The 24,763-nt window shown below is 62.7% G+C and carries 23 protein-coding genes and 1 pseudogene; 8 read left to right on the top strand and 16 right to left on the bottom strand.

Annotated elements, in window-relative coordinates; translation table 11 throughout:
* Positions 1 to 23 precede the first annotated feature (23 nt).
* Positions 24 to 554 (top strand): hypothetical protein, encoded by a 531-nt coding sequence (locus M3G19_RS06530; protein ID WP_259901707.1) that lies wholly within the window; start codon positions 24 to 26, stop codon positions 552 to 554.
* On the opposite strand, the pseudogene M3G19_RS06525 reads toward M3G19_RS06530, so the two are convergent.
* The 11 genes and pseudogenes from M3G19_RS06525 to M3G19_RS06475 form a co-directional block, all read right to left on the bottom strand.
* Positions 551 to 1,541: pseudogene (locus M3G19_RS06525) on the bottom strand (IS481 family transposase). The gene M3G19_RS06530 and the pseudogene M3G19_RS06525 sit on opposite strands and share 4 nt — an antisense overlap.
* A complete protein-coding gene (locus M3G19_RS06520; RefSeq protein WP_259901705.1) occupies positions 1,538 to 2,290 on the bottom strand; it encodes an ABC transporter permease in 753 nt (250 codons plus the stop codon). Before M3G19_RS06520 ends, M3G19_RS06525 begins: the two are co-directional and overlap by 4 nt.
* A complete protein-coding gene (locus M3G19_RS06515) occupies positions 2,287 to 3,216 on the bottom strand; it encodes an ABC transporter ATP-binding protein (RefSeq protein WP_259901703.1) in 930 nt (309 codons plus the stop codon). The genes M3G19_RS06520 and M3G19_RS06515 overlap by 4 nt, the downstream gene beginning before the upstream one ends.
* Positions 3,213 to 3,461 (bottom strand): AbrB/MazE/SpoVT family DNA-binding domain-containing protein, encoded by a 249-nt coding sequence (locus M3G19_RS06510; RefSeq protein ID WP_259901702.1) that lies wholly within the window; start codon positions 3,459 to 3,461, stop codon positions 3,213 to 3,215. The genes M3G19_RS06515 and M3G19_RS06510 overlap by 4 nt, the downstream gene beginning before the upstream one ends.
* A gap of 114 nt (positions 3,462 to 3,575) precedes the next feature.
* Positions 3,576 to 5,240 carry an HNH endonuclease signature motif containing protein gene (locus tag M3G19_RS06505; protein ID WP_259901701.1) on the bottom strand — a complete coding sequence of 555 codons (1,665 nt, stop codon included), beginning with the start codon at positions 5,238 to 5,240 and terminating at the stop codon, positions 3,576 to 3,578.
* A 269-nt stretch (positions 5,241 to 5,509) separates the two neighbouring features.
* Positions 5,510 to 6,049, bottom strand: a complete 540-nt coding sequence (locus tag M3G19_RS06500) for a hypothetical protein (RefSeq protein ID WP_259901700.1) — start codon at positions 6,047 to 6,049, stop codon at positions 5,510 to 5,512.
* A 197-nt stretch (positions 6,050 to 6,246) separates the two neighbouring features.
* Positions 6,247 to 6,633, bottom strand: coding sequence for a hypothetical protein (locus tag M3G19_RS06495; RefSeq protein ID WP_259901698.1), 387 nt, complete (start codon positions 6,631 to 6,633; stop codon positions 6,247 to 6,249).
* 128 nt (positions 6,634 to 6,761) lie between these two features.
* Positions 6,762 to 7,115, bottom strand: coding sequence for a branched-chain amino acid transporter permease (locus M3G19_RS06490; RefSeq protein ID WP_396121757.1), 354 nt, complete (start codon positions 7,113 to 7,115; stop codon positions 6,762 to 6,764).
* Positions 7,112 to 7,831, bottom strand: coding sequence for an AzlC family ABC transporter permease (locus tag M3G19_RS06485; protein WP_259901697.1), 720 nt, complete (start codon positions 7,829 to 7,831; stop codon positions 7,112 to 7,114). The genes M3G19_RS06490 and M3G19_RS06485 overlap by 4 nt, the downstream gene beginning before the upstream one ends.
* A 2-nt stretch (positions 7,832 to 7,833) precedes the next feature.
* Positions 7,834 to 8,442, bottom strand: coding sequence for a YqgE/AlgH family protein (locus M3G19_RS06480; protein ID WP_210573661.1), 609 nt, complete (start codon positions 8,440 to 8,442; stop codon positions 7,834 to 7,836).
* A complete protein-coding gene (locus M3G19_RS06475) occupies positions 8,435 to 9,904 on the bottom strand; it encodes a CCA tRNA nucleotidyltransferase (RefSeq protein ID WP_259901842.1) in 1,470 nt (489 codons plus the stop codon). Before M3G19_RS06475 ends, M3G19_RS06480 begins: the two co-directional genes overlap by 8 nt.
* Positions 9,905 to 10,061: 157 nt before the next feature.
* On the opposite strand from M3G19_RS06475, the gene M3G19_RS06470 reads away from it, so the two are divergent.
* The 7 genes from M3G19_RS06470 (at position 10,062) to M3G19_RS06440 (ending at position 20,180) form a co-directional block, all read left to right on the top strand.
* Positions 10,062 to 10,904: an NUDIX hydrolase gene (locus tag M3G19_RS06470; RefSeq protein ID WP_259901696.1), complete on the top strand. Its 843-nt coding sequence runs from the start codon at positions 10,062 to 10,064 to the stop codon at positions 10,902 to 10,904.
* On the top strand, positions 10,904 to 13,372 hold the full coding sequence (locus M3G19_RS06465) for a DUF6049 family protein (protein ID WP_259901695.1): 2,469 nt from the start codon (positions 10,904 to 10,906) through the stop codon (positions 13,370 to 13,372). Before M3G19_RS06470 ends, M3G19_RS06465 begins: the two co-directional genes overlap by 1 nt.
* A 54-nt stretch (positions 13,373 to 13,426) precedes the next feature.
* Positions 13,427 to 16,618, top strand: coding sequence for a murein biosynthesis integral membrane protein MurJ (gene murJ / locus M3G19_RS06460; protein WP_259901694.1), 3,192 nt, complete (start codon positions 13,427 to 13,429; stop codon positions 16,616 to 16,618).
* 130 nt (positions 16,619 to 16,748) lie between these two features.
* Positions 16,749 to 17,363, top strand: coding sequence for a sigma-70 family RNA polymerase sigma factor (locus tag M3G19_RS06455; RefSeq protein WP_259901691.1), 615 nt, complete (start codon positions 16,749 to 16,751; stop codon positions 17,361 to 17,363).
* Positions 17,364 to 17,485: 122 nt separating this feature from the next.
* Positions 17,486 to 18,451, top strand: coding sequence for a thioredoxin-disulfide reductase (gene trxB / locus M3G19_RS06450; protein ID WP_259901837.1), 966 nt, complete (start codon positions 17,486 to 17,488; stop codon positions 18,449 to 18,451).
* A gap of 132 nt (positions 18,452 to 18,583) precedes the next feature.
* Positions 18,584 to 18,910, top strand: a complete 327-nt coding sequence (trxA, locus tag M3G19_RS06445; protein ID WP_259901689.1) for a thioredoxin — start codon at positions 18,584 to 18,586, stop codon at positions 18,908 to 18,910.
* A gap of 91 nt (positions 18,911 to 19,001) precedes the next feature.
* Positions 19,002 to 20,180, top strand: coding sequence for an N-acetylmuramoyl-L-alanine amidase (locus tag M3G19_RS06440; RefSeq protein WP_259901674.1), 1,179 nt, complete (start codon positions 19,002 to 19,004; stop codon positions 20,178 to 20,180).
* Here M3G19_RS06440 and M3G19_RS06435 read toward each other — a convergent pair.
* From M3G19_RS06435 to yidC, 5 genes are all read right to left on the bottom strand, one after another.
* Positions 20,177 to 20,833: a hypothetical protein gene (locus M3G19_RS06435; protein WP_259901673.1), complete on the bottom strand. Its 657-nt coding sequence runs from the start codon at positions 20,831 to 20,833 to the stop codon at positions 20,177 to 20,179. The genes M3G19_RS06440 and M3G19_RS06435 overlap by 4 nt on opposite strands.
* A 10-nt stretch (positions 20,834 to 20,843) precedes the next feature.
* Positions 20,844 to 21,905, bottom strand: coding sequence for a ParB/RepB/Spo0J family partition protein (locus tag M3G19_RS06430; protein WP_259901672.1), 1,062 nt, complete (start codon positions 21,903 to 21,905; stop codon positions 20,844 to 20,846).
* A 4-nt stretch (positions 21,906 to 21,909) separates the two neighbouring features.
* Positions 21,910 to 22,857 carry a ParA family protein gene (locus tag M3G19_RS06425; protein ID WP_311198339.1) on the bottom strand — a complete coding sequence of 316 codons (948 nt, stop codon included), beginning with the start codon at positions 22,855 to 22,857 and terminating at the stop codon, positions 21,910 to 21,912.
* A 61-nt stretch (positions 22,858 to 22,918) separates the two neighbouring features.
* Positions 22,919 to 23,560, bottom strand: coding sequence for a 16S rRNA (guanine(527)-N(7))-methyltransferase RsmG (gene rsmG / locus M3G19_RS06420; protein WP_259901667.1), 642 nt, complete (start codon positions 23,558 to 23,560; stop codon positions 22,919 to 22,921).
* A 5-nt stretch (positions 23,561 to 23,565) separates the two neighbouring features.
* Entirely contained in the window at positions 23,566 to 24,759 is a 1,194-nt protein-coding gene (yidC, locus tag M3G19_RS06415; RefSeq protein ID WP_259901662.1) for a membrane protein insertase YidC, read from the bottom strand.
* Positions 24,760 to 24,763 lie beyond the last annotated feature (4 nt).

The following is a 24,763-nucleotide window of genomic DNA, read 5'->3' as shown; positions in this document are numbered from 1 at the left end:
CCTCGAAGCAGGAGTAGAAGATCATGGTGCGACAGTCCACAAAGATTTTGGCCGGAATTATCTTGACGGCTGCCTCTCTCACTGGTTGCAGCCAGTTTTCCGACGACATTGATGAACCGACCCTCACGGAGCGTAGCTCCACCGCGAGCCCAAGCCCCGCCGCCGACAAAGCAGCTGCAGGAACGACAACGATCGAGTCTGGGCCGTCCTTCGTGAAGTGCGAGAAGAAGGACACCGCGCAGCTTGCCGACGGCAGCACCGTCACCGACACCCGCCGATGCGGCGATTTTGAGGAAGAATCCGCACAACCCGAGCAGCCGGAACAACCAGAGCGACCGGCACAATCTGAGCAACCAGCAGCCCCAGAAGCTCCCACAGCTCCTCCGGCTGCGCCTGCTGAACCAGAATGCACCGGCGGTGCCGCGGAATGCGGTTACGGTCACGATGAGCAGGGAAACCCGAACCCATCCTCGGGTGAACTGCAGACCCAGTACGGATGCGAACAGGGTTATATCACCGACCCCGAGTTGTGCGCCGCGGTGAGAGATCTCTAGATGTACTGACCGAGGACGTTGGTCAATCGAGAGATGGGCGGCTGGTAGTCGCAGGCCGTGTGCGGCCGGTGGTGGTTGTAGTGGTGGAGCCAGTCAGCGAGTGCGTCGCGACGCTCCTGCTTGCTGGTGTAGCAGCGAGCGTAAGCCCATCCGTCGGCCATTGTGCGATGGAAGCGTTCGACCTTGCCGTTGGTTTGCGGCCGGTAGGGGCGGGTCCGCTTCGGGGTGATGGACAGCTCCTCACAGGTGCCGCGCCACAGGTGCGAGCGGTAGGCACCGCCATTGTCTGATAAGACTCGTTCGACAGTGACGCCACGATCAGTGAACCACTCGACCGCACGGTGCAGCACAGCGACCGCAGTGGTGGCGGTCTCGTCGTCGTGGGCCTCGGAGTACGCCACTCGTGAGTGATCGTCGATCACGGTGTGGATGAAGGCGTACCCGAGCTTGGGATCGCGCCACTTGTTCTTCGACTTGCCCGGGGGTGGCGGAACGGTTCTTCTCTCCTTGGCGGCGGCCCACGTAGCGCCAGCCACCGCCATCGGGGATGTTCCCGAACTTCTTCACGTCTACATGGACGAGGGAGCCAGGGTAGAGGTGTTCGTACCGGCGAACTAGCTCGCCAGTGGCGCGGTCGAGGTAAGCAAGTCGGTTCAATCGAGCCGAGCGCAGGATGCGGTGCACGGTCGATGGAGCGACACCGACGCGCACGGCGAGCTGAACCGGTCCTTCTCGCAGCCTCATTCGCAGGCTGATACAGCGCTTCGTGACCGCAAGCGATGTCTTGGTCGGTGAGTTCTTCGGGCGCGAGGACCTGTCCTGCATGGACTCGCCGGACAGATAGCGGTCGACCCAACGCTTCACGGTGGGCCACGACACCTGAAACCGGGCTGCGATCTCGCTGATCGGCCATCCTTCGTCGACGACGAGGCGGGCGACCTTGAGTCGGTGGCGAGGTGTGAGAGCGGCGTTCGCGTGCGTCGTCATCGGACCGGCTCCCACTGGAAGCGCCACCGGCCAACGAGAGCAGCGACAGCGAGTACAACGCACAGAAGAAACACCGGCATGATCATGGCGGCTAGTGGGTCGCCGTCCCACGCGTGTTGAGCGGCTTCGACGAACCAACGGACGGGTGAATACTTAACGATCTGCTGAATCGCCGACGGCATCGCCGCCAATGGCGTAAAGGCTCCGGATGTGAGCATGAGCAGGATCATGAGCACGTTCCCTATGCCCGTAGCGGCAGTGTCGGACGGATAGAGCGCTGCAAGCGCGCAACCCACTGCGAGGAAGGTGCTGAGCCCGATGAGGCACACAGCCAGGACACCTGGGACGTGGCTAGGCATGGGCACTCCGAAAACCCCGATCCCAATCGCCAAAGCGGTGAGCATGCCCGCAATACCTACGACGAAGTGCACGGTGAGGCTCGCTGCGATGAAGGTGGAACGACGCAGCGGCGTAAGACTCAGGCGTCGGAGTGCGCCCGTGTCACGAAGGGTAAGCATCGCCACGGGCACCTGGAGGACCCCGGTCATGGCGAGAACAAGAGAGGCGAAGGCGGGCAGGGTCGCATCGAGGAATCCCCGTCCACCGAACTCCGGTCGCGGATCGTTACCGAAGATCACACCCAAGGCCAGCACCAAAACCGGCGCGAAACCGAAAGAGAAGAACAGGCCTACAGGGTCGCGGCGCTGGGAGCGCCATAGGGCTTTGAGAAGGGCTCGATATGCGTTCATGCCGCCTGCTCCTCGGTGGTGATGTGTCGACCGGTGAGGGCCAGGAAGACGTCTTCAAGGCCGGGGGTCGTCGTGCTCATGCTCGTTACGGTGATGCGGTGTGCCGCCAGTGCAGCAAGGACGCCCTGCAGCCCGTCCGCAGCGCCGCGGATGGTCAGTTCCCGTCCCTCTGTTCGAGCGCTGGTCACGCCAGGAACTCCGTTGAGGTCGAACTCTGCGCTAGGCGACGCCGACAGGATGAGCTTCGCCGTGGTTTCGCCGGCGTGTTGCTGGATGAGGGAAGCCACTGTGTCCAAAGCAACCAACCGGCCGTGGTCGATGATGGCTACACGGTCGCATAGCCGTTCGGCCTCCTCCATGTAGTGGGTTGTGAGAACGACCGTTGCACCGCTATCGCGGACGTGCTCGACGGTGTCCCACATGTTTCGACGTGACTCAGGATCGAGAGCGGTGGTGAGCTCGTCCAAGAAAGCGAGCTGGGGACGGTTGATCAAGGCGAGGGCGACGAACACTCGTTGACGCTCCCCACCCGAGAGCCTGTCAACGCGGGCGTTGGCCTTGTCCTTGATCCCCAGATCCTTCAGCAGTTCGCGCCAAGGCCGCGGACGCTCGTAGAGGGCGGAGTAGAGCTCGAGGGCGTCCTGCACAGTGAGGCGAGGTGGCAGGGCCGCGCTTTGCAGCTGGACCCCAATTTGCTGAGCCAACGAGTGCTGGTCCTTGATGGGGTCGCAGCCGAGCACCTCGACGTGCCCAGACGAGGGGCGGTCCAGTCCTTCCAGGCAGTTCAACAGGGTCGTCTTACCAGCACCATTCGGGCCCACGACCCCGAAGATCTCTCCTTCGCGGACCTTGAAGGAGACGTCTTCGAGGGCAGTGAAGCCGCCGAAGTTGCGGCTGACAGCCGCACAGCTCACGACATTCTTCATCCCTCATCACCCTCGGAGTCCACGGGGGCCTGATGGCTAGGCATCGCCTGCATGACGATCTGATCGAGCGTCTCCTGGCGCATCAAAGCGATCCCTTGGTTCGTGTCAGCGAGCAGGAGCAGGGTGTCGCCCGGGTGAATATCGAAGAGCTCCCGCGCGCCCTTGGGGATGACGACCTGTCCCTTGGGGCCGACCTTGACCGTTGCGGCGTACTTGCCCGGTGGGGGCGTTTGATCCATGTCCATGCTGACCTCCTGGTTGGTGCCACAAGTATAACTAGTGGCACAAGTATAACAAGTGGCACCAACCAGGAAGTGACCTCACGGCATGTAGTCGATCAACGTGTCCGGTCAGTACATCTAGAACGGCGGCTCCTCGGGGAGCTGACATCCCCGGTGCTTTTCTGCCCTGTTTTCCTGACCGTTTTCCGGTGATTGTCCATTCACCTCCTCGGCTTCATCTTCGGGAGGCTCCGGACGGAACGGGAATTCCATGTTGAATTCCTTTTCGAGTTCGGCGATCGCTTCGAGCGTCTCCTCGTAGGTGATCGGGGAGAGTTCCTCGGAATCGGTACCGGATTCTGCGCCAGAATCGGGTTCGTCGTTGGTGGGGCGGGGGAGGCCTGCCTCGTACGCGTCGATAAGCGTGTGCCCTTTCGCGAGAAAATGGGCCTTTTTACGCTTGCGGTGCTCGATGTCCGCGGTGGAAGCGCGCCAGCGCGGTGCAGTCGGGGTGACCTGGGTGCCGATGAATCCGGCGGGTTCGGTGCGGGCGTAGGTTCCATCGTCGAAGAGCCAGATGATTTCGCCGGTGACCGGATCGGGCACGTAGAAAGCACGGCGATCGGTCTTGATGTTGTGGTGGTGAGCGCACAGGCAGTAGAGATTCGCTGCAGTGGTCTGGCCGCCTTCGTCGTAGGGGATGCGGTGGTCGAGCTGGCAGCTCCACGCCGAACGGTGACAACCCGGGAAGATGCAGGTGCCATCGCGGCCGCGAACGTACGCCTTGACTTTGTCGGGCGCGATATAACCGGCAACTGCGTAGTCCTCGTATTCTTCGAGGTCGATGATCTTGTCGGCCATCTCGTGGAAGGCTTCCGTGCCGGCGCCGGTGGTCCAACCGAATCCGGGGAGGAATGCAGACTTCGACGGATCGGGCATTCCGTTCTTCATCGGCGCGTAACCGTAGATGGTGGCCGACGTGGAACGAACCTTGTCGAAGATGAGCAGACGCAGTGCGTCCCACTGATCGACGCCATTTTCACGCGCGATGGCGTTGAGCTCGGCGCGCATAGCGGCGACTTCCACCTTGTCGCCCGTGACATTCATGTACGCGTTGCTGGGGTCGCCGGAACCGGAAGGGGGCACGGAGAAGGAGATCTCTCCTTCACCCGGCCCGAAAGGTTCCTTCTTCTCTTCCCGGTCCTTACGCTTCTTCTCGTCGTACGCGGCGGTGGAATCGAAGTTGGCGATCATCGAATTGATGCGGTGCGTGATCGCTTTCTTCGTGGGCAGCTGCTGGTTCATCTTCTCCGGCGTGAACAGGGCCGTGAGCATGTCGTCGAACTTCGCGTACACCTCGTCCGACACGTTGTTGCCCAGATCCGCGAGGCCGTTGGCGATAGCATTGACCCGCTCGAGATCGAGCCGGTAATGCTCGAATTGGAGGGCGCGGAGCTTGGGCAGATTGCGCAGGCACATATACGCGGTGATCGCGTTGTCTACCTGCGGCTTCGTCATTCCGGTCTGGGTGCAAACCTGAACGACTTCGCGGTCGTGGTCCTTAGAGCAGAACCCATAACCGGGCTCGGAATAGGGTGCGAAAATCTTGGTCTGTGCCTCACGGATGGCCAACGCGGCGCGGCACGTCGCATTGTCGAAGTTCTCAGTGGCGAAGCAGGCGGGTTTCTTGGAACGGGCTCCTTCCTTCTCGGGCTGGCTATTGGTCGTGCTATTGGAATCGGTGTGATGTTCGTTCGGAGGGCTGTCAGTCTTTCTATCTTCGGGTGGTCTCGCTGTAGTCATTGTGCTGGCTTTCAGTGAGTGCTTTGTTTGGTTGTATAGAACACTCTTTCACATAGACCGAACCATACCCCAGGGAGACAGGAACTCATTCGCCTCTTTGTTCGAACACATTGGCAAAACTCCAGGTCAACCCTGTGAAGAACTTTTGCTTTTCGAACAACCCCGGACGCGAGACCACCATCTAGACAGCGAACCAAGGCCGCACTGAGTACGAACCGCAAAGCAAACCGCGGGCCACACTGAAAGCCACCGAGCCCACGGCGCAAAAGCTACGGCAAGTACGCCTCAATCTGCGCGCGCACATCGCCTTGGACTCGCGCGAGATTCGACTGCGCATCAGCCTGCAGACGCCCGAAATCAGCAGAAGTGGGGAGCGCGATAAGACCAGCCTGATCAGCCGCGAAAACACCGCCGAACAGACCCACCAAGACACCAGCTGCGATCCACCAGTTCAGAGCCGTGCCCAGTTGCTGTCCACGCGCAGCATCCCACCGCAGGGAGCTTCCGAGCACCGCATTCGCGGATTCGTTATCCATGCGCTCTTCGAACCCGTCGGGGATCTCAAGGTCGTAAATCGACTCAATAATCGGGGAGAAAAAGCCCTTCCGCGAGGCGGCTGCCCACTCCTCGCGAAGCTGCTCGTCCGTTGCCATGCTGGAGTGCTCGGAACTGTGCTCTGGGGAGCTGAGCTCGAGCAACGGCTTGATCGAGCTGCGCTGATCGACAGGCCGCTCCTCGCCAGCATGCGCGGGCACGGCACCCGCAACGAGTGCGACGGTCAGGGCAGCAGCGACGGCACGACGCTTCATGGAAACTCCTTGAACGGCAGAAATACAGCACAGCAAGCATAGGACCTCAACGCAGCTCTAGCAGCACGTTTACAGAAAATTCACTCACCGAGCAAAAAGCATTCGCTTATCGACGCCCACCCCTCCCGCGCAGAAGCCCCAACCCGCATCCTTTTGAAGGAGCGTGGTTGGGGCTAAAAGACTGGAGCGCTAGGGCGCTAGAACGGGAGCTTCGGCAGTTGGACCAGACCCTGCTGGACAGCGAAATTACCGAGACCGCCGAGAATCAGGGCGGTGATGCCGGTGCCGAGCAGAATGTTCAAAGTCTTACCTGAGGCGTAACCGTTAGCGGCGTCATTACGTAGGGAACTGTAAAGAGCCTGCGCAGCGGGGGAATCATCACCCGGCTTCTGGTGCTCCTTTCTCGCAATCTGCTTCATGAGCGCAGTGACATTTCCATTCCGCGCTTGCTCCAGGAGGTAGCTCTTCAGCTCAGAGTCCGAGATTTCGGACGAGGTTTTATTCTCAACTGCCTGGGCGGGGGCGACGGAGAGGGACAGGGCCGTGGCGGCTGCAAGGCCGGCGGCGAGGATACGACGCTTCATTTCAAGGAGCTCCTTCGGGGTGTGAACCAGTGAGAAATGATCGACCAATGTAATTGGCATCACTTGATTAATAGCAGAGCCAAACCGAGTTGTTACTACAACTGACAAAAAGTTACGGAGCAGTGACCCTAGAACACCAGATTGATGAGCAGCATGTAGATGGCGGTGCCGGTGAGAATGGACAGGCCGGCGCGGCGCTTCCAGGCATGCAGTGCGAGGGTGATTCCGGCGGCGATGAGGGCAGCGACGAGGCCATGGGGAATGTCAGGGTCGCGAGAAATGGAGGAAATTGTGTAGATAGCGAGGACAGTCATCACGCCGACCGGCATGGTTGCGCCGAGGAACTGGACAACGGGGCTGTCCTTGAGCAGCCGCAGGAACGAAAAGGGGAGGGCACGCAGGAGCACAGTGACGATGCCGACGGGAATGAGGACAGCGGCGACCATGGCGAAGGTGACGCCTTCGGGAAGGCCCAAGATCACTGACCTCCTTCGTGGGAAGGGCGGAGCTCGAGGGCGCGGTCGAGGTCGGGGTGCGCGTAGCGGAACAGCAGGACAAAGAAGTAGGCGGTCAGGGCGACCATGAGGAGCCAGGAGGGGGCGATGACGGCGACAAGGATGGCGATTGCTGTGGCGGTCAGGGGCAGGGAGAAATCGCGGTTGGAATTGAAGGACTCGTAGGCGAGAACGACGAAGAGGGCGGTCAAGGCGAAGTCCATTCCTTTGACCTCCGGCGGGATGATCTCACCGAGCAAAGCGCCGAAAATGCCGGGGATGACCCAGAGAATTTGGCAGACGATCTCCACGGTGAGGATGCGGGTGCCGGTAAGGGTCGAGCGGGTGGAGGGGGGAAGGGAGGAGATGACGGCGTAGGTTTCGTCGGTAAGCGCGTAGGTAGAGTACGCGCGGCCGAGAGACGACGAAATGCGGTGGCGGGGGAAGGTGAGGCCGTAAAAAATGTGGCGGAAATTCACCATGAACCCGGTGACCGCCGCTGACAGTGGGCCGACGCCCGCGGAGACGAGCTGCACGGCGAGGAACTCCATCGACCCCGCATAGATGACGACGGAGAAAATGGGGGTCCACCACCACGCGAAGCCAGCTTGGGTCATGACCAGGCCGAATGCGAGGCCGAGGGGAATCAGCCCCAGGCCGACAACCCACAGGTCTTTGAGGGCGGCGCGGATCTCCCGATCCATGGCTAGTTGTCCTCGAGGTCCGCGGGGAAGGTCGAGAAGAGGGGCAGGGGCATCGGTTGACGGCGCAGGACATCGCTGTACAGGTCGGCGGCGGCGGGAGCGATGACGTCGGTGGGCAGGGCGGGGGCGACGTACCAGTCGCCGCGCTCGATCTCCTCATCAAGCTGGCCCGGGGCCCACTCGGCGTAACCGGAGAAGACGCGCATGCCCTCGAGGAGACCTTCGACAGACTCGGGTTCGGCCTGCAGGTTCACGTGGACAAGGCGATTAGCCAGACGGGTGAACTCGGGGTGGTCCTCAATGACGGTGCCGGAGGACGTCATGCCGACGGCAATAGCAGCCTGGGGGCGCAGGGGTCCGCCGACATAAAGAGCCTGCGGCTTTGCCACGTGGGGGAGCCAATCGGGCAAAACGGAGTGGACGGCCAATTCGGAGCGGCGGTTGAGGACGACGCCGAAGGTGGCGGAAGGGGAGACGTCGATAAGCAAAATGACGGTGCGGGAGAAGTCATCCGCGAGCATGCCTGGGGCGGCGACCAGCAGCATTCCGGGCGCTGGTGTTTCGCGCTCGAGCGCGGTGAATAAGCGGTCCGCGTAAAAGAACTCAGCCATTTTCCTTCTCCCACCAAGCCTTGAGCTCCGCAACGGCTACGTCGTGGTCGAGCTCGCCGCGTTCGAGGCGCAGGTCCTTCATATACTTCCAGGCTTTGCCGACCTCGGGGCCCGGTTTGAGGTCGAGAATCTTCATGATCTCGTTGCCGTCGAGGTCCGGGCGCACGCGGGCGAGGTCCTCCTTGGCGGAGATCTCCGCGATGCGTTCCTCCAGCTCATCGTACGTGCGGCGGAGACGCGCGGCCTTCTTCGGATTGCGGGTGGTGCAGTCGGCGCGCACGAGCTTGTGCAGGCGCGGAAGGAGATCGCCGGCATCCGTGACATAACGGCGAACCGCCGAATCGGTCCACTGGCCCTCGCCGAAACCGTGGAAGCGCATGTGCAGGTAGACGAGCTGGCCGACATCCTCGATGACGTGCTTCGGGTACTTGAGCTTGCGCATACGCTTGCGGGTCATCTTCGCGCCCACGACCTCATGGTGGTGGAAGGAAACGCCGCCGCCGGGCTTGAGCTCGCGCGTGTCCGGCTTGCCGATGTCGTGCATGAGCGCTGCCCACCGCAACTTGAGATCTGGGCCCTCATCCTCGAGCTCCGTGGCCTGGCGCAGGACGGTAAGCGAGTGGGCGTAGACGTCCTTGTGCTGCATGTGCTCATCGCGCTCGAGTTGGAGAGCGGGAATCTCAGGGAGAATATGGTCGGCCAGGCCGGTCTCGACGAGCAGGTCAATGCCCTCCCACGGCTGGAGACCCAGCATGAGTTTGTCGAGCTCAGCCTGGACGCGCTCAACCGTGATGCGGCCGATCTCTTCTGCCATATCCGTCATCGCACGCTTGACACGCGGGCTGACGGTGAAGCCGAGCTGGGAGACGAACCGGGCGGCGCGCAGCATGCGCAGCGGATCGTCGCGGAAACTCACCTCGGGTTCTTGCGGGGTGTCCAAGGTACGACCCAGCAGGTCCTTCAAGCCGTCGACGGGGTCGTGGAAATCCAGCGACAACGTGCCGTCGGCGGCGGGAATGAGCTCGATCGCCATTGCATTCGCGCGGAAATCGCGGCGGACGAGATCGCCCTCGATCGTGTCGCCGAAGGTGACCTCCGGATTGCGTGTCACACCGTCATAGAGGTCGGCGCGGAATGTGGTCACCTCCACCTGCTGCCCGTGCTTCACGGTGGACACGGTGCCGAATTCAATTCCGGTGTCCCATACGGCCTCGCCCCACTCGGTCAGGATCGCCTTGATCGTCTCCGGGCGGGCCGAAGTGGTGAAGTCCAAGTCGTGGCCCAACCGTCCCAGCATCGCATCGCGCACTGGGCCGCCGACGAGAAACAGCGACTCGCCCTCGGCGGCAAAGGCGGCAGCAAGGGGTCCGAGCAGGCCAGCGAGCACGCCAACGGCACTTTCCGCGCGGGCGAGCAGGGCAATGAAGGCTGTCGGATCCCCCTTCTCCGGCAGGTTGAACAGCTCCGCCGGGTCGGTCGACGTCGTCTGACTGCTGTTCTGGGTGGTCACCCGCACAACCTTACAGCCCCACGCAAACCACCCAGTAGCACCTCACAGAACACCACCTTGGAGCAACTCAAGTACCACATGGTCACCACGGGCGGATACCATTCAATAGATGGCTCAAGAAACCCCCGGCGATTCGAATTCGCCGCAGCACAACACGCGCAGGCGCAAACGCCGCCGGCGCGCGTCGAGCCGCGCCCACGATAACCAGAGCCAGAACAAGAGCCAAGGCAAGAATCAGGGCCAGAATCAGGGCGAAAAACACCGCGACAAGCAGGGCGAAAAACAGGGTGACAAGAATCGTCGCCGCAAGCGTCGCGGGGGAAGCAACAACCGGGGCAATAACCAACGGGGCAACCAACGCGGTAATCAGCGCGGTCGGAATCGCGGCGGCGGAGGCAATAGGTACCGCAAGCCTTCGCACAAGAATGCGCAATACGCGTCGCAAAACATGGAAACGCGCGACGAAACGAGCGCGGGCGGCCTCGTCGTTTCGGGCATGGCGGAGGCAGTTGCGCCGGACGGTTCCGTTGACATGTCGCAGATCTACGTCGCGCTCATCGGGCGGCTCGACAGGCGCGGGCGTTTGCTGTGGTCCATGCCGAAAGGGCATGTCGAGCCGGACGAGCACCAGTGGGACACCGCGCGCCGCGAGGTATGGGAAGAAACGGGTATCTCGGGAGAGCCGTTCGCTGAGCTGGGCGTGATCGATTACTGGTTCGTCTCGGAAGGAGTGCGCATCCACAAGACGGTCCACCACAATCTGTTGCGCTATGTCGACGGGGTGCTCAATGACGAGGACCCGGAGGTCACGGAAGTCGCGTGGGTACCGGTCAGCGAGTTGATCGAGCATTTAGCGTACGCGGACGAGCGGAAGCTGGCGCGCATCGCATTCGACAAGATGCCGGAGTTCGCCCGCGCGGAAAAAGAAGCGGGAAGGACTACCCCACGGTGATGAGTCGGCGCACGCATCGGGCGGCTGCGGTGCTCACCGCGGCGGTGCTCTCATGCGCGGCCCAGCCCGTCCCCGTCGATCCGAACGATCCCGCAGTCGCACACGAGTGGGTCAACGAGCAGATCCGTCCCAACGACGGGGAGCAAGGACTGAAGCTTTCGCTTATCGACGCCCCGGCCACCGTCCCTTCCGGCAACCCCCTGTCCGTCACTGTTCGTGTCAGGAATGAATCTGACGCGGACGTCTCCGGACTGACCGTGGCACCACTGCGCGGACCCGCCTCCGGCTCGGTGTCAGACGCGCGGGCGGCGAGCGTGGCATCGGTCTCGGAGTACCACGCGGCTGGCGACGAAGTGAAGGTCCCGGAGCTGGCACGAGGCGAGGAGACCGAGATCAAGGTCACCATCCCCACCCAGAAACAGCCGTATAACAGCAGTTTCCCGATGATGCTGGTGCTGGGCCAAGACGGCGCGACGCTGGATACGGAGCGCTGGCACATGGCGGTGAAGGGGGAAACGCCTGAGAATGAAGCAGAAGCAGAAGCAACCAAGCCCGCAGGAATGAGCGTGCTGTTCCCGATTTCTGCTCCGGTGGACATCGTCCCGGGGGAGACGGGAGAAGCACCGAACCGGCCACCGCTGATTCTGCGCTCGGAGGAACTCGCCACTCAGGTCGCGCCCGGGGGGCGCTTGGACGAACTGGTGAACACGTACGAAGAAGCGACGGAGGACGAGGGCGTACGCAGCTCGACGTGTCTCGCGGTCGACCCGGCGCTGCTCGACACCGTGGAACGCATGGCCCACGGCTACATGGTGGATGACGACCGGCCCTCGCCAGGACTGAACCGGAAGCGGCTGCGCGATTCTTGGGGCGGTGACGAAGCTAGCGCAGGTGCGGAACAAGGCACAGGTGCCGAAGACGCCGCGGCGTGGTTAGACAAGCTCCGCGGGGCCGCAAAAAACAATTGCGCGGTCGCACTGCCGTGGGCGAATACCGACCTGAACGCAGTGGCGCGCACCGGCGACACGTGGCTCATGCGAGAGGCAGTCGAGCGCGGACCCTTCACAGCAGAACGCATCCTTGGGACCCCGGTGGTACGCAACCTGGTGGTGCCCGGCGCGGGCTACCTCACCTCCGAATCCGCGCCGGGCATGGGCTGGGCGGACCTGAGCAAATCGGACCTGCCCGTCACCGGAATGCACACCCAGTGGGAGCTCGACCAGCAGGCGCAGGCGAAGAATGCCGAGGCCCCCGGCGGGCGCATCGAGGGGGAGCAAGGCGTTGCCTTAGACAACCTGAATAACCCGGCACTGCCGAGCGTGGCCGACATCGCGGCGCCAGAACCGGCTGAGACCGTGCGGGTGCTGGTGGCGGACAACACGGTGGATACGGTCGAAAGGTTCGCCACTCTCACGCCTGGGGTCACGGCGGTGACATTCGATAGTTCACTGGCGGCCACTTTGGCAGCGACGGGACCAGCGCCGGAAACAACGGGGTATTCCGACGAGCACCTGCGCTACGACTACACGCTCGACTCGGTGCAAGCGCGGGATCTCACTGCAGCGACGGCAGTGCGGACCGCGGCGGAACGGGCAGAACGGGCGGAAGAGCTCGATCCGACGCTGGTCAACCCACCGGCGGCGTGGGAGGCCTCGACGGCGCAAGCAGTCATGGCGACGGTGACGGAGCTCTTCGGGGAGCGCACTGCCGCTCCGATGACGCTCGAAAATTATGTGGGGGTGCCGGAAGAAGTGGGGCAGGGGGACGTCGATAAGCTCGGCGTCCCGGAGAGCGACCCGGCTGAAATCACGGACACCGAAATGCTCAATTCTGGGCAGCAAGCGCGCTTCATCAACGACCTGACGGCGCTGCTGGCCAACGACAACGCGATCGCGCTGACCCGGTACGGATACACGTTGCCACTGCGCACAAACCTGCTCACCGCGATGACGGTGACCGGGCGGCGGGCGTACACGGGCTACGCGGAGGCGGAAAAGCGCACCCGGGAGCGCCTCAACGGAGGCCGGGACACCCTGGCGGCGCTGAGGTCGTCGATCGCGCTCATCCCGCCGGGAAACGTGTACACGCGCACGTCTGCGTCGTCGCCGCTTTTGATCGTCGCGCAGAACGGCCTGCCGTTGCCCGTCGACGCGACGATCCTCTACCGCGGACCGGAGGGGGCAAAATTGAACACCCCGACGGAATTCCGCATCCCGGCGCGTGGCTCGATCACGCTGCAGATGACAGCGGACCTGCCGTCGAATAACGAACGCACCGACTTGCAGTTATTCCTTGCCACACCACAAAACCAGGCGATTTCGCAACCGGTGGGCATCGGGGTGCAGACGGCGGGGACGTCGATAAGCAACTGGGTGCTCATCTCGCTGCTGGCGGGACTGTTCGTGCTCGCTGTTCTCGCGCAGTTGGGGAAACGCCGACGAGATAGAGATTCCCGGCAGGACGACTAACATACCCTTGACCCAGAATTCCCGAACCCGGGATTCTCAAGACTTGGAGTGTGTATGGCGGAAACGACGACGGAGGAGCAAAAGACAACGAGCGATAAATCCGTTGTCCGCTCCACCGGCTCCATGGCGGTGGCGACACTGATGTCGCGCATCACCGGCTTCATCCGCACGGTGATGATCACCTCCGCACTCGGCGGCGCAGTGGCGTCGGCATTCAACACGGCGAACACGCTGCCGAACATGATCACGGAGATCGTGCTCGGGTCGGTGCTCACCGCGCTGGTCGTGCCGGTTCTCGTGCGCGCGGAAAAGGAAGACCCGGACCGCGGCGCCGCATTCATCAGGCGGCTATTCACGCTGACAATCACTCTGCTGACCGCAGTCACGCTGATCACCGTGATCGGTGCGCCGCTGCTCACCGAGGTGATGCTGAAAGAGGGCGGGCACGTCAACCTGGTGCAGGCGACGTCTTTCGCCTATCTGCTGCTGCCACAGATCATGTTCTACGGCCTGTTCTCACTGTTCATGGCCATATTGAATACCAAGGAAGTGTTCCGGCCCGGGGCGTGGGCGCCGGTGGCAAACAACCTGGTCTCCATCGGCGTGATGATGCTGTACATGATCCTGCCGGGCCAGCTCGACCCGAAGGAGCACACCGGCGTCACCGACCCGCACATTCTGCTGCTGGGTCTGGGCACCACGCTCGGCGTGGCGGTGCAGTGCCTGATCATGCTGCCGGCGCTGCGCCGACTGAAGATCGACCTGCGGCCGCTGTGGGGCATCGACGAACGCCTCAAACAGTTCGGGGGAATGGCCCTGGCGATCGTGACGTATGTGGCGATCTCGCAGGCGGGATACATCATCAACAACCGCATCGCGTCGGGCGTGGATAGTTCCGCGCCGGTGATCTACATGCAGCACTGGCAGCTGCTCCAGGTCCCGTACGGCATCGTCGGCGTGACCCTGCTGACGGCGATCATGCCGCGCCTGTCGCGCAATGCCGCCGACGGCGACGACGAGGCCGTGGTCCGCGATCTGACGTTGGGCACGAAGCTGACGTTCATCGCGCTGATCCCGATCATCATCTTCATGACGGCACTGGGCCCCGACATCGGCAACGCCCTGTTCGGCTACGGCAACTTCACCAACGAAGAAGCCCGCACGCTCGGCCTGACTTTGAGCTTCGCCGCGTTCACGCTCATTCCGTACGCGCTCGTGATGCTCCACCTGCGCGTGTTCTACGCCCGCGAAGAAGCGTGGACGCCGACCTTCATCATCGCCGGCATCACGCTGACCAAGGTGGTTCTGGCCACCTTGGCGCCGACTGTGGCGTCGCGGCCGGACCAGGTCGTGGTTCTGCTCGGCGCAGCCAACGGCTTCGGCTTCATTGCCGGCGCAGTGATCGGCGCATTCCTGCTGCACCGCAAGCTGGGCTCCCTGCGCTTTGCTTCGGTGCTGCACACCTCCGTGTGGGCGGCCGCCGCGGGCCTGGTGGGTGTCGCCGCCACCATGCTCGTGCGTTTCCTGCTGCGCCTGATTCCCGGCGGCATGCCCGGGCTGGCCGCGGCCTTGGGCCGCCGCGATTCCTTCGGCCTGCTGCTGGAAATCCTGATCCTCGGCATCGTCTTCGTCATCGCCACGGGCATCGCACTGTCATTCTCCAAGCTCCCTGAGGTTAAAAGCCTGGGCGCGGTGCTCGCACGCGTGCCTGGCCTGCGCCGCATCGTGCGCACGAGCCCCTCCGACGACATCGCAGCAGGCACCGGCGTAGACCCGCAGTTCCTCGGTACTGACACCTTCAACACCTCCCCGGTCCCGCCGCCGATGTCTGCCGGCGTGGTCCGAGGCCCGCGGCTCGTGCCCGGCGCGGCTGTCTCCGACGGCCGCTTCCGCCTCCTGCGCGATTGCGGCGCGTCCAATTCCGCCCGCTTCTGGCAGGCGCGCGAGCAAGCCACCGGCCGCATCGTGGCGCTGACATTCGTGGACACGTGCGGAGCCGCGCCCATGGCGCCCGTCACCCCGCGCCAAGCAGCGATCGACGCCGCCGGCATCTGCCACCGCACGAATCAGCTGAAAGAGCTAGGCCTGCCCGCGGTCGCACCGGTCCTTGAGACAATCCGCTACCGCACCGGCGCTGTCGTTGTCGCCGACTGGATCCCAGGCTCCGACCTGAAGACAGTTGCCGACTCGGGTGCAACACTTCTCGACGAAGCCGTCGCCGCCGCCATGATCCCCCTGACCGATGCCATGGCACAGTCCCGCGATCGGGGCGTGCCACTGGGTCTGGACAACCGCAACCGCATGAGAGTCAGCGACGATGGCATGGTGGTCCTCGCTTTCCCAGCGATCCTGCCCGATGCCGACGTTGAGGCCGATGCTTCCGCCTACGCATTCGCCCTTGAATTGCTGGCCGGTTCCGCGGAGACGGACGCACTCGCACCGCCCACCGCCGCCGCGCGCGAAGAGGTGCCCGACTACCGCGCCATCGAGCAATCGCTCGCCGAGATTGGGCACACGCACGTCGCTCCGGCACCGCTCGTGGAGGGCGCTGCTCCGGAGGAAGCGAATTACGACGCGACCTTCGAAACACACGAGTACACCGCGCGCAGAGGCGGCTTCGGCGAACGCGGCGTCGGCGCGCTCGGCACAGCAGGGCTAGTTGCCGTCGCCATCACGGCGGTCGTGCTCGTCGCGGCGCTGACCGTCTACCTCGTGGGTATGTTCAGCCACCGCGCCGATTCGCCGATCACCAGTGAATCCGCGCGCGACGGAGCCGACCAGGTCTCCGAAGGCATAGAAAACGGCCCGCTCGGAACACTGCCCGTGATCATCGCACCGCTCACCGCCGCCGCATGGGGCGAGGATGCCGACAGTGACAGGAATATCGACTTCGCCGCGCTTGTCGACGGCGAGGACTCCACCGCTGCCTCCGCCAAGGCGGGGGAGAAGGTCCTGCTCGCCGCCGATAACGGTGCCCCGTTCATCCCCGAGGAGCTCAATATCGACTCCGCCAGCGGCGCGGGCATGGACTACGTCATTTATGCCACGACCGAGCAGACTGCGGACGCCACAAACGTCAACCACCTGCGCATTTTGACGAACGGCACGTTGAAAGACGGCCGCACGAGCATCGAGATCGACGGCAGCAAAGAGGCGGTTACCGGTCTCGTCATTGCGTTCAACAGCGAGAACGACGCTGCAGCGATCATCCGCGGCATTTCCGTCGTCGGCACGCGCATGAGGTAGAAAGCCCTTTAGAAGCGTTGCGCACTATAGTGCGCACTTTTAGCGAGCGCGTCCCCCACGCGCCAGGGCAAAATGGGTCCCACAGCACACATACAGCTGGAAACAGGGGAGACTTGTTCGGGGGGACAAGGTGAATACGCATAGTCACGGCCGCTTGGCGCGCACATACCGGATCAACGCGCAGCGGAAGCAGCAACAGCTAAAGAAGACCGATAATGCACTGGTCACGGAATACGTCGCGGGGGACAACCGGGCCTTTCAGATCATTGTGGAAAGGCACCGGCAGCGGATGATGGCCGTAGCCAAGCAGTACGCGCGCAATGAGCACGACGCGCAGGACATCGTTCAGGACGCGTTGTTCAAGGCCTCGCGCAATATGCACACTTTCCGCGCCGAATCCGCACTGACCACGTGGCTCTACCGCCTCGTGAAGAATGCGGGCTACGATCACGCGAAACGCGCGGAGAATAAAAGGCAGCACACGAGCCTGGATGATTCGGAGAAGCTCAGCCCTGACGCGAACCGCTACCTCGCGCATGACCCGCTGGGCAATCTCGACCGCCTGCTCACGCTCCGCCAGGCCCTTTTCAAACTTCCGGCCGCGCAACGACGAGCTTTAATGCTTATCGACGTCGCCGGCTACTCCATCAACTCCGCCGCCTCCCATCTGGGCGTACGCCCCGGCACCGTGAAGTCGCGCCGAAATCGGGCTCGCCAAGCGTTATCTGACGGCTTGCGCAGTTAACTACACTGGCAGCCATGACTGAATCCAACGGGTCCACCGGCTCCAACAACATTCCGAAATTTCCCTCCGTCAATGCCCTGGGCGGATTCAAATCCGCACCGGAGACTGCTCCCACCGAGCAGATGAAGGAATCCGCCGAACGCACCGGCGCGGACGCCGACAGCAACACCATTTACGACGTCATCGTGGTCGGCTCCGGACCTGCCGGCTACACCGCCGCGTTGTACACCGCGCGCGCCGACTTGAAGCCGCTCGTGTTCGAGGGCTACGAATTCGGCGGCGAGCTGATGAACACCACCGAGGTGGAGAATTTCCCCGGTTTCCAAAATGGCATCCAGGGCCCGGACCTGATGACGGAGATGCGCGCCCAAGCCGAGCGTTTCGGTGCCGACCTCCGCGCTGACCAGGTCGATAGCGTCGAGCTGGACGGCGACATCAAGAAGGTTCACGTCGGCGACGAAGTGTTCCACGCCCGCGCGGTCATCCTGGCCACCGGTGCAGCGCCGCGCCACCTGGGCATTCCGGGCGAGCAGGAACTCACCGGCCGCGGCGTGTCCACCTGCGCGACGTGCGACGGCTTCTTCTTCAAGGACCAGCACATCGCTGTCGTCGGCGGCGGCGATTCCGCGATGGAGGAAGCCACCTTCCTGACCCGTTTCGGCTCCAAGGTGACAATCATTCACCGCCGCGAGGAATTCCGCGCCTCCCAGATCATGCTGGACCGCGCGAAGGAGAACGACAAGATCGAATTCCTCACCAACGCCGTCGTGGAAGAGGTCCTCGAGGACGGCGGCCGGGTCGCCGGTCTTCGCATCAAGGACACTCAGACGGGGCAGGAATCCACCCTGGACGCCACGGCAATGTTCGTCGCCATCGGCCACGACCCGCGTTCCGGCTTCCTTGACGGCCAAGTAGCCACCGACGCAGAAGGCTATGTCACCGTCGAGCACCCCACCACGAAGACGTCGTTGCCGGGCGTTTTCGCCGCTGGCGATTTGGTGGACAACTACTACCGCCAGGCCATCACCGCCGCCGGTTCCGGATGCCGCGCAGCCATCGACGCGGAGCACTACCTGGAAGCGCTGTAGGGAAACGGAAATCTAAAAGAAAGCGGAAACCGCAGCAGAAACAACTGTCAAAACAACAGCAGAAACAGCAGCGGTAAAAGAAAATCGCAAGTATTTTGGACGAAAATAAAGCAGAATAGGAGCGCAGCGACCATGAGCAAGCCCATAGACATCACGCAGAACACCTTCAAATCGGAGGTCGTCGAATCCGACGTCCCCGTCCTCGTCGACTTCTGGGCGGAATGGTGCGGCCCGTGCAAGAAGCTCTCGCCGATCCTCGACGACATCGCAGAAGAACTGGACGGCAAGGTCAAGGTAACGAAGGTCAACATGGACGAAGAACGCACACTCGGTTCGCTGTTCCAGGTCTTGACCATCCCGACCGTGTTGATTTTCAAGGACGGCCAGAAGGTCGACGAATTCAGCAGCGTGCGCCCCAAGGCCGAGATCCTCTCCCGCCTGGAACCGCACCTGTCTTAAGCAAAAACGGCGACACGCAAGGTGTTCGGCTTACCCAACGCAGGGGACAGTAAGATGAAACCGTTCCTCAATGCTCATAGAAAGGTGAGTTGTGTTCGGTCCGTATCGAGTGGGAGACTCCAGCGCACGCGTCGCTGAAGTCCGCTCGACCCTTGCGCGTCTGGGGTTGGTGGACGACTTCGAGGGAGATGTGGGGGAGTGGAACCGCCGGCGTTTCTCCCAGTCGGAAATGTATTTCGACGAGGAATTGTGCACCAAGCTCAAGGCATTCCAGCAGTCCCGCGGCATTCTGCCCTCGGGCGAGATCGACGAGCTCACTCTGCGCGAATTGCGGCACGCTTCCTACACGCTCGGTGCGCGTGCTTTGTCGTACCAGCCGAACCAGGTCCTCGTCGGCGACGACGTGGGCCAGCTGCAGAAGCAACTGCAAGAACTCGGCTTCTACTCCGGGCGTATCGACGGTCACTTCGGTCCCGACACCCACGCCGCACTGTCCAATTACCAGCTGAATTACGGTATCCAGGACGATGGTGTCTGCGGCCCGGAGACCCTGCACGCGCTGAGCTTGCTGGGCCGGCGCATTACCGGCGGTTCTACCCAGGCGATCCGCGAACGCGAAGTCGTCCGCATGGCGGGACCGCGCCTGACGGGCAAGCGCGTGGTCATCGATCCGAGTATCGACGTCGAGAGTATGGCACGCATCAAGGGGCCGTACGGCGAGATCACTGAGGAAGAAATCCTCTGGGACCTGGCCGCCCGCGTGGAGGCACGCATGATCGCCGCCGGCATGGAGACGATCATGTCGCGTCCGCGCGGCGATAACCCTTCGGCGAAATCGCGGGCGGATCTGGCGAATAGCTTCGAAGCAGACCTGCTGATCTCCTTGCAGCTAGACCGCTACCAGAATGAGAAAGCTAACGGCGTAGCAACCTTCTATTTCGGGTCTGAATTGGGCGCGTCGTCCATGACGGGCGAGATGCTTTCCGGCTTCATCCAGCGCGAAATCGTCGCGCGAACGCAGCTAGGCAACTGCTACAACCACGGCCGGACGTGGGAGCTGCTGCGCATGACGCAGATGCCGTCAGTCGAGGTCGTACTCGGATACGTGACTAACCCGCACGATATGTCCATCATCACGGATCCGACTCAACGAGACGCGATCGCCGAAGCGATCGTCGTTGCCGTGAAGCGCCTCTACCTGCTCGAGCAGGACAACCAGCCGACAGGCACCTTCTCTTTCACAGAGCTGTTGCGCCAGGAACGCGCTTAGCGTCCACCAACGGAAACAGCCGCGAGCAGATCTGCGATCTCCCGCTCAGTGAGCAGATCGTGCACTGGCGGCAATTCCAAACGCAGACGCGGAATCGCCGGGTGATCGGCGACAATGCGAAAGCCCGCTGACTCCAACATATCAACAGGCATCAGGCCGATGGTGGAGCGGTTGGCCACCAACTGGCGGCACATCCGGGTCAGGTCCTCGGGCAAATCAGAACGCAACCCGAACGCTTCCACCGCGGGAAGGGACCTTTGGGTGAGGGCGGCAACGGCGGCGTCGATAAGCACTGCCTCCCAGCCGATGCCCTCGACCGCCGCATCAATATGCAAGCTGGTCAGGCAAAATGCGTCGGTGGAGAAGGGCGCGGTGGGCATCCGAACGGCGCCGGGCGCTGCCGACGGCGGGCACATGAGCAGACTCGCGTGCGCGCCGACGGTGGTAGCCGGGTCGACAATGGAAAAGCCCACGGCGGGCTGCTCGTAGGCGAGGCTTAGGAGCCAGGCGGCCTTGTCCACGTCGGAATCGGTGCCGCTGAACGCGTCGCCCAGCGGATCGAGCTCCCAGAACACGCTGCGCGCGGTCGTGCGGTGAATGCGGTCCAAGGTGGCCGCCTCCAGCGGAATCACCCGGACGTGTCGCAGCGCCATGGCCCCAGGGCTAGTCCGTGCCCTCGATGAGCGACATGATGCGCTCGAAATCCTCGCGGTCACCGAATTCGACGACGATCTTTCCCTTGCGCTTGCCCATGGTCACCGAGACTTTGGTGTCCCACTCATCGGCCAAGCGGTCAGCTGCCTGGGTGAGGAATTCCGGCTGCGGCGTCGGCTCGCGCTTCGGCTTGTCCGGCAAGGCGCCCTGACGGTTGAGCAGGGTCACGGCCTCCTCCGTCGCGCGGACGGACAGGCCCTCGGCGACGATGCGGTCCGCGAGCTGCTCTTGGGCCTCCGGGCCCACCTTCACTCCGAGGAGCGCGCGGGCGTGGCCGGCACTCAGAACACCAGCGGCAACACGGCGCTGCACCGGCACAGGCAGGTTCAGCAGGCGGATCGAGTTGGTGATCACCGGGCGGGAGCGGCCAAGGCGGTCGGCGAGCTGCTCCTGGGTGACGCCGAATTCATCGAGCAGCTGCTGGTACGCGGCGGCCTCTTCCAGCGGATTGAGCTGCACTCGGTGGATATTCTCCAGAAGAGCGTCGCGGAGCATATCCTCATCGGATGTCTCGCGCACGATCGCCGGAATGCGCTTCAGGCCAGCCTTCGAGGACGCGCGCCAGCGGCGCTCACCCATGATCAGCTCATAGCCGTCCTTCGCCGGGCGAACCACGATCGGCTGAAGCAGACCGAATTCCTTGACGGAGTGAACCAGCTCAGCCAGCTCGTCTTCGTCGAATTGAGTACGCGGCTGCTTCGCGTTCGGGAAAATATCCCCGATCGGGATCTCCTGGTAGGAAGCGCCGAAAGAATCGTTCTTCTCCGTCACCATTGCCGCCGGCACGGAAGAAGGTCGGCTCATAGTCGGCGCACCGGGAATCGTCGGAGCGCCCTTGACCTGTTTCTTCTTCTTGGGCTTGCTGTTTTCATCCCGCGCGCCCTTATTCCCGCCGATGATCACGTCAGCCGCGCCATCACCAAGCGGGCCCGTCTTCTGGTGGTGGTCCGGATTCGACGGGATCAGCGCCGCCAGCCCGCGTCCCAGGCCGCCCTTGCGTTGCTCTGCCATAGCTCTACTCGTCCTCCTCGCCCAACTGAGCGAAAATCTCGGGGCTCACACCGATCGGCCCCGTCGTTTCATGCGGCTGATAGTCGCCGCGGGTAGCCAATTCACGCGCGGCATCGAAATATGCCAGCGCACCGCGCGAGCCTGGGTCGTACTCGATCACGGTCTGGCCGTAACCCGGCGCCTCCGACACCTTCACCGATCGCGGAATCATATTGCGCATCACCACATCCCCGAACTGGCCACGGACCTCCTCGGCGACCTGCTCCGACAGCTTCGTACGGGCGTCATACATCGTCAACAGCACTGCAGAGATGTGCAGGCTCGGGTTCAAAGCGCCGCGGATCATCGTGATGTTATTCAGCAGCTGGCCCACACCCTCGAGTGCGTAATACTCGCACTGGATCGGAATGAGCACCTCATCCACAGCATTCATCGCGTTGATGGTGAGCAGACCGAGCGACGGCGGGCAGTCCACAAAGACGTAATCGAAGCCGTGCTCCTCAAGAAATCCACCGCGCAACGCATCTGCCAAGCGGTACTCGCGCCGGACCAGACTGACCAGCTCAATCTCAGCGCCAGCCAAGTCGATGGTCGCGGGAATGCACCACAAATTGTCGTTGTCCCCGGAGCGCTGCAGAGCCTCTGCCGGACCCGCAGCACCGATGAGAAGCTCATAACTCGATGTCTCGCCGTCACGGTGGCCGGCACCCAGCGCGGTGGACGCATTGCCCTGGGGGTCCAAATCCACCACGAGCACCTTGCAGCCCAGCTTGGCCAGCGATGCCGCGAGGTTCACCGACGTGGTGGTCTTGCCCACGCCGCCCTTCTGGTTTGCCACAGTGATCAGGCGCGGTTGATCCGGCTTCGGAACAGTAGAGCGGCCGTTATTCATCTGCGCCGCACGGCGAGCCGCCGCAGCAATCGGGGTGTCATCCCACTGCTCGTCGTCCACGTGGCCTCCCGTCACTCTCAATATCAGTCAGTGTCAGATTAGTAAAGCGACCGAACATCCGTTACCCCGCCCGCTTAATGCGGATCAAGGTGGTGGGTTGTTCCAGCAAGCCCTCACCGACAGTGAGGATCTCCGCATCCGTACCGCGGGCCTTGGTGATCATGGCGGCATCGCGCTCCAATTCCTCTGCCACGCTCGCACCTTTCATCGCGGTCATAGAACCGCTGGGACGCACGAGGGGAAGGGACCAGCCAGCGAGCTTGCCCAAGGGGGCAACGGCGCGGGAGGTGGTGACGTCGAAAAGCATCTTTTTCTGCTCTTCTGCACGCCCGCGGACAACCGTGACGTTATCGAGTCCGAGTTCTGCGGTGATCTCGCTGAGGTACGTCGAGCGCTTCAGCAACGGCTCGATGAGCGTGATCTGCAAATCCGGGCGAGCGATGGCCAAGGGAATGCCCGGTAGGCCCGCGCCGGAACCGATGTCCGCAACGCTTTGGCCCTCGTCGAAGGCCTCGGCGATGACCGCGCAATTGAGCACGTGGCGGCTCCACAGGCGGGAGACTTCCTTCGGGCCGATGAAACCGCGCTCCGCCGCGGTGGTGGCCAGGGAATCGTGATAGGCCTGCGCGAGCGGCAGCCGGTCGCCGAAGATCTCGGCAGCTGCGGCGGGCGCGGTCTCCCACTCAGGCGTGTGCTCAGGCATGTGCCTTATTTCCCTTTCTTCTTTTTCTTCTTCTTGCCCTTCTTCGGGTTATTCGGCTTAGCTCCCGGCTTGGGCTTGAGGCCGACATTGGAATCCCCATCCGGATCAGCCTTGTCCGACGGCTTGCTCTCCGGCTCATTCGCCACGGACTTTTCCGTGTCGTTTTCCGGGTGATTATTGTTCGCGCGCTGCTTCGCGGCATCGCGCTGACGCTGTTTCTTGGAGCGGTTGTCCACCGTACGGGCACCGGCGACCGGTGCGGAAGCACGCTTCGCCTCGCGCTTGGCCTCTTCCTCTTCCGCCTCTTCCTTGTCCATCTTGGCGTAGACAATCTTGGTCTGGAAGAAGGTCCAGATATTGTTGGACAACATGTAGGTGAGCAGACCGATGTGCCAAAAAGCACCAGTGACCAGCAGGGTTGCTGGGAGGAACCACAGCATCATGCCGTTCATGGTCTTCATCTGCATTTCCATCATTTCCGGCGAGCCCGGACCGGTCTGGTCCGGCTTCTTGCCGGCAGCCGCCTGCTCAGCCTTGCGCTTGGCCATGCGCTCGCGCTGGCGGCTCATGGACATGCGCGCGTTGAAGTGTGTCAGCAGCACACAGGCGATGACCATCGGCAGGGCCACCATGATGATTTCAGTGCGGGTGAAGTCCGCCGGGGCGAACGCCGCGAACTGCTCTTCCGGCATAGACATGTACGACGACAGCGGAACCCCGAAGACACGGGCATCCAGGAAGGACTGGACATCTTCCGGGGAGAAGATGTAGTTCGCGGTGTTGCGGTTCTCCTCCACGGTCATGCCCAAACCGCCGCCGGAGGTGCCTGTGCGGTTAAAAGAGCGCAGCACGTGCAACAGGCCAATGAACACCGGCATCTGCACCAGCGGCACAATGCAGCTGGCCAGCGGGTTCATGTTGGCTTCCTTGTACAGGCGCTGCATTTCCTGCGCCTGTTTCTGCTGGTCCTTGGCGTATTTGGTGCGGATTTCCTGCATCTTCGGCTGGATTTCCTGCATCTTGCGGCCGGCGCGCAGCTGGTTCACCATCGGTTTGACCAGGAAGATACGGATGGTGAAGGTCAGGAACACGATAGCCAGCAGCCAGGACACACCGGAATCCGGCGAGAAAATGTAGCCGAAGACCTTGTGCCAGAACCACAGCACCGCGGAAATGGGCCAATAGATGAAATTCAGCACCGGT

The organism is Corynebacterium sp. p3-SID1194, from assembly GCF_025144155.1.
Classification (GTDB): Bacteria; Actinomycetota; Actinomycetes; order Mycobacteriales; family Mycobacteriaceae; genus Corynebacterium.
Note: the sequence above shows the minus strand (reverse complement) of the source record. Positions and strands in the feature narration are given on the sequence as shown.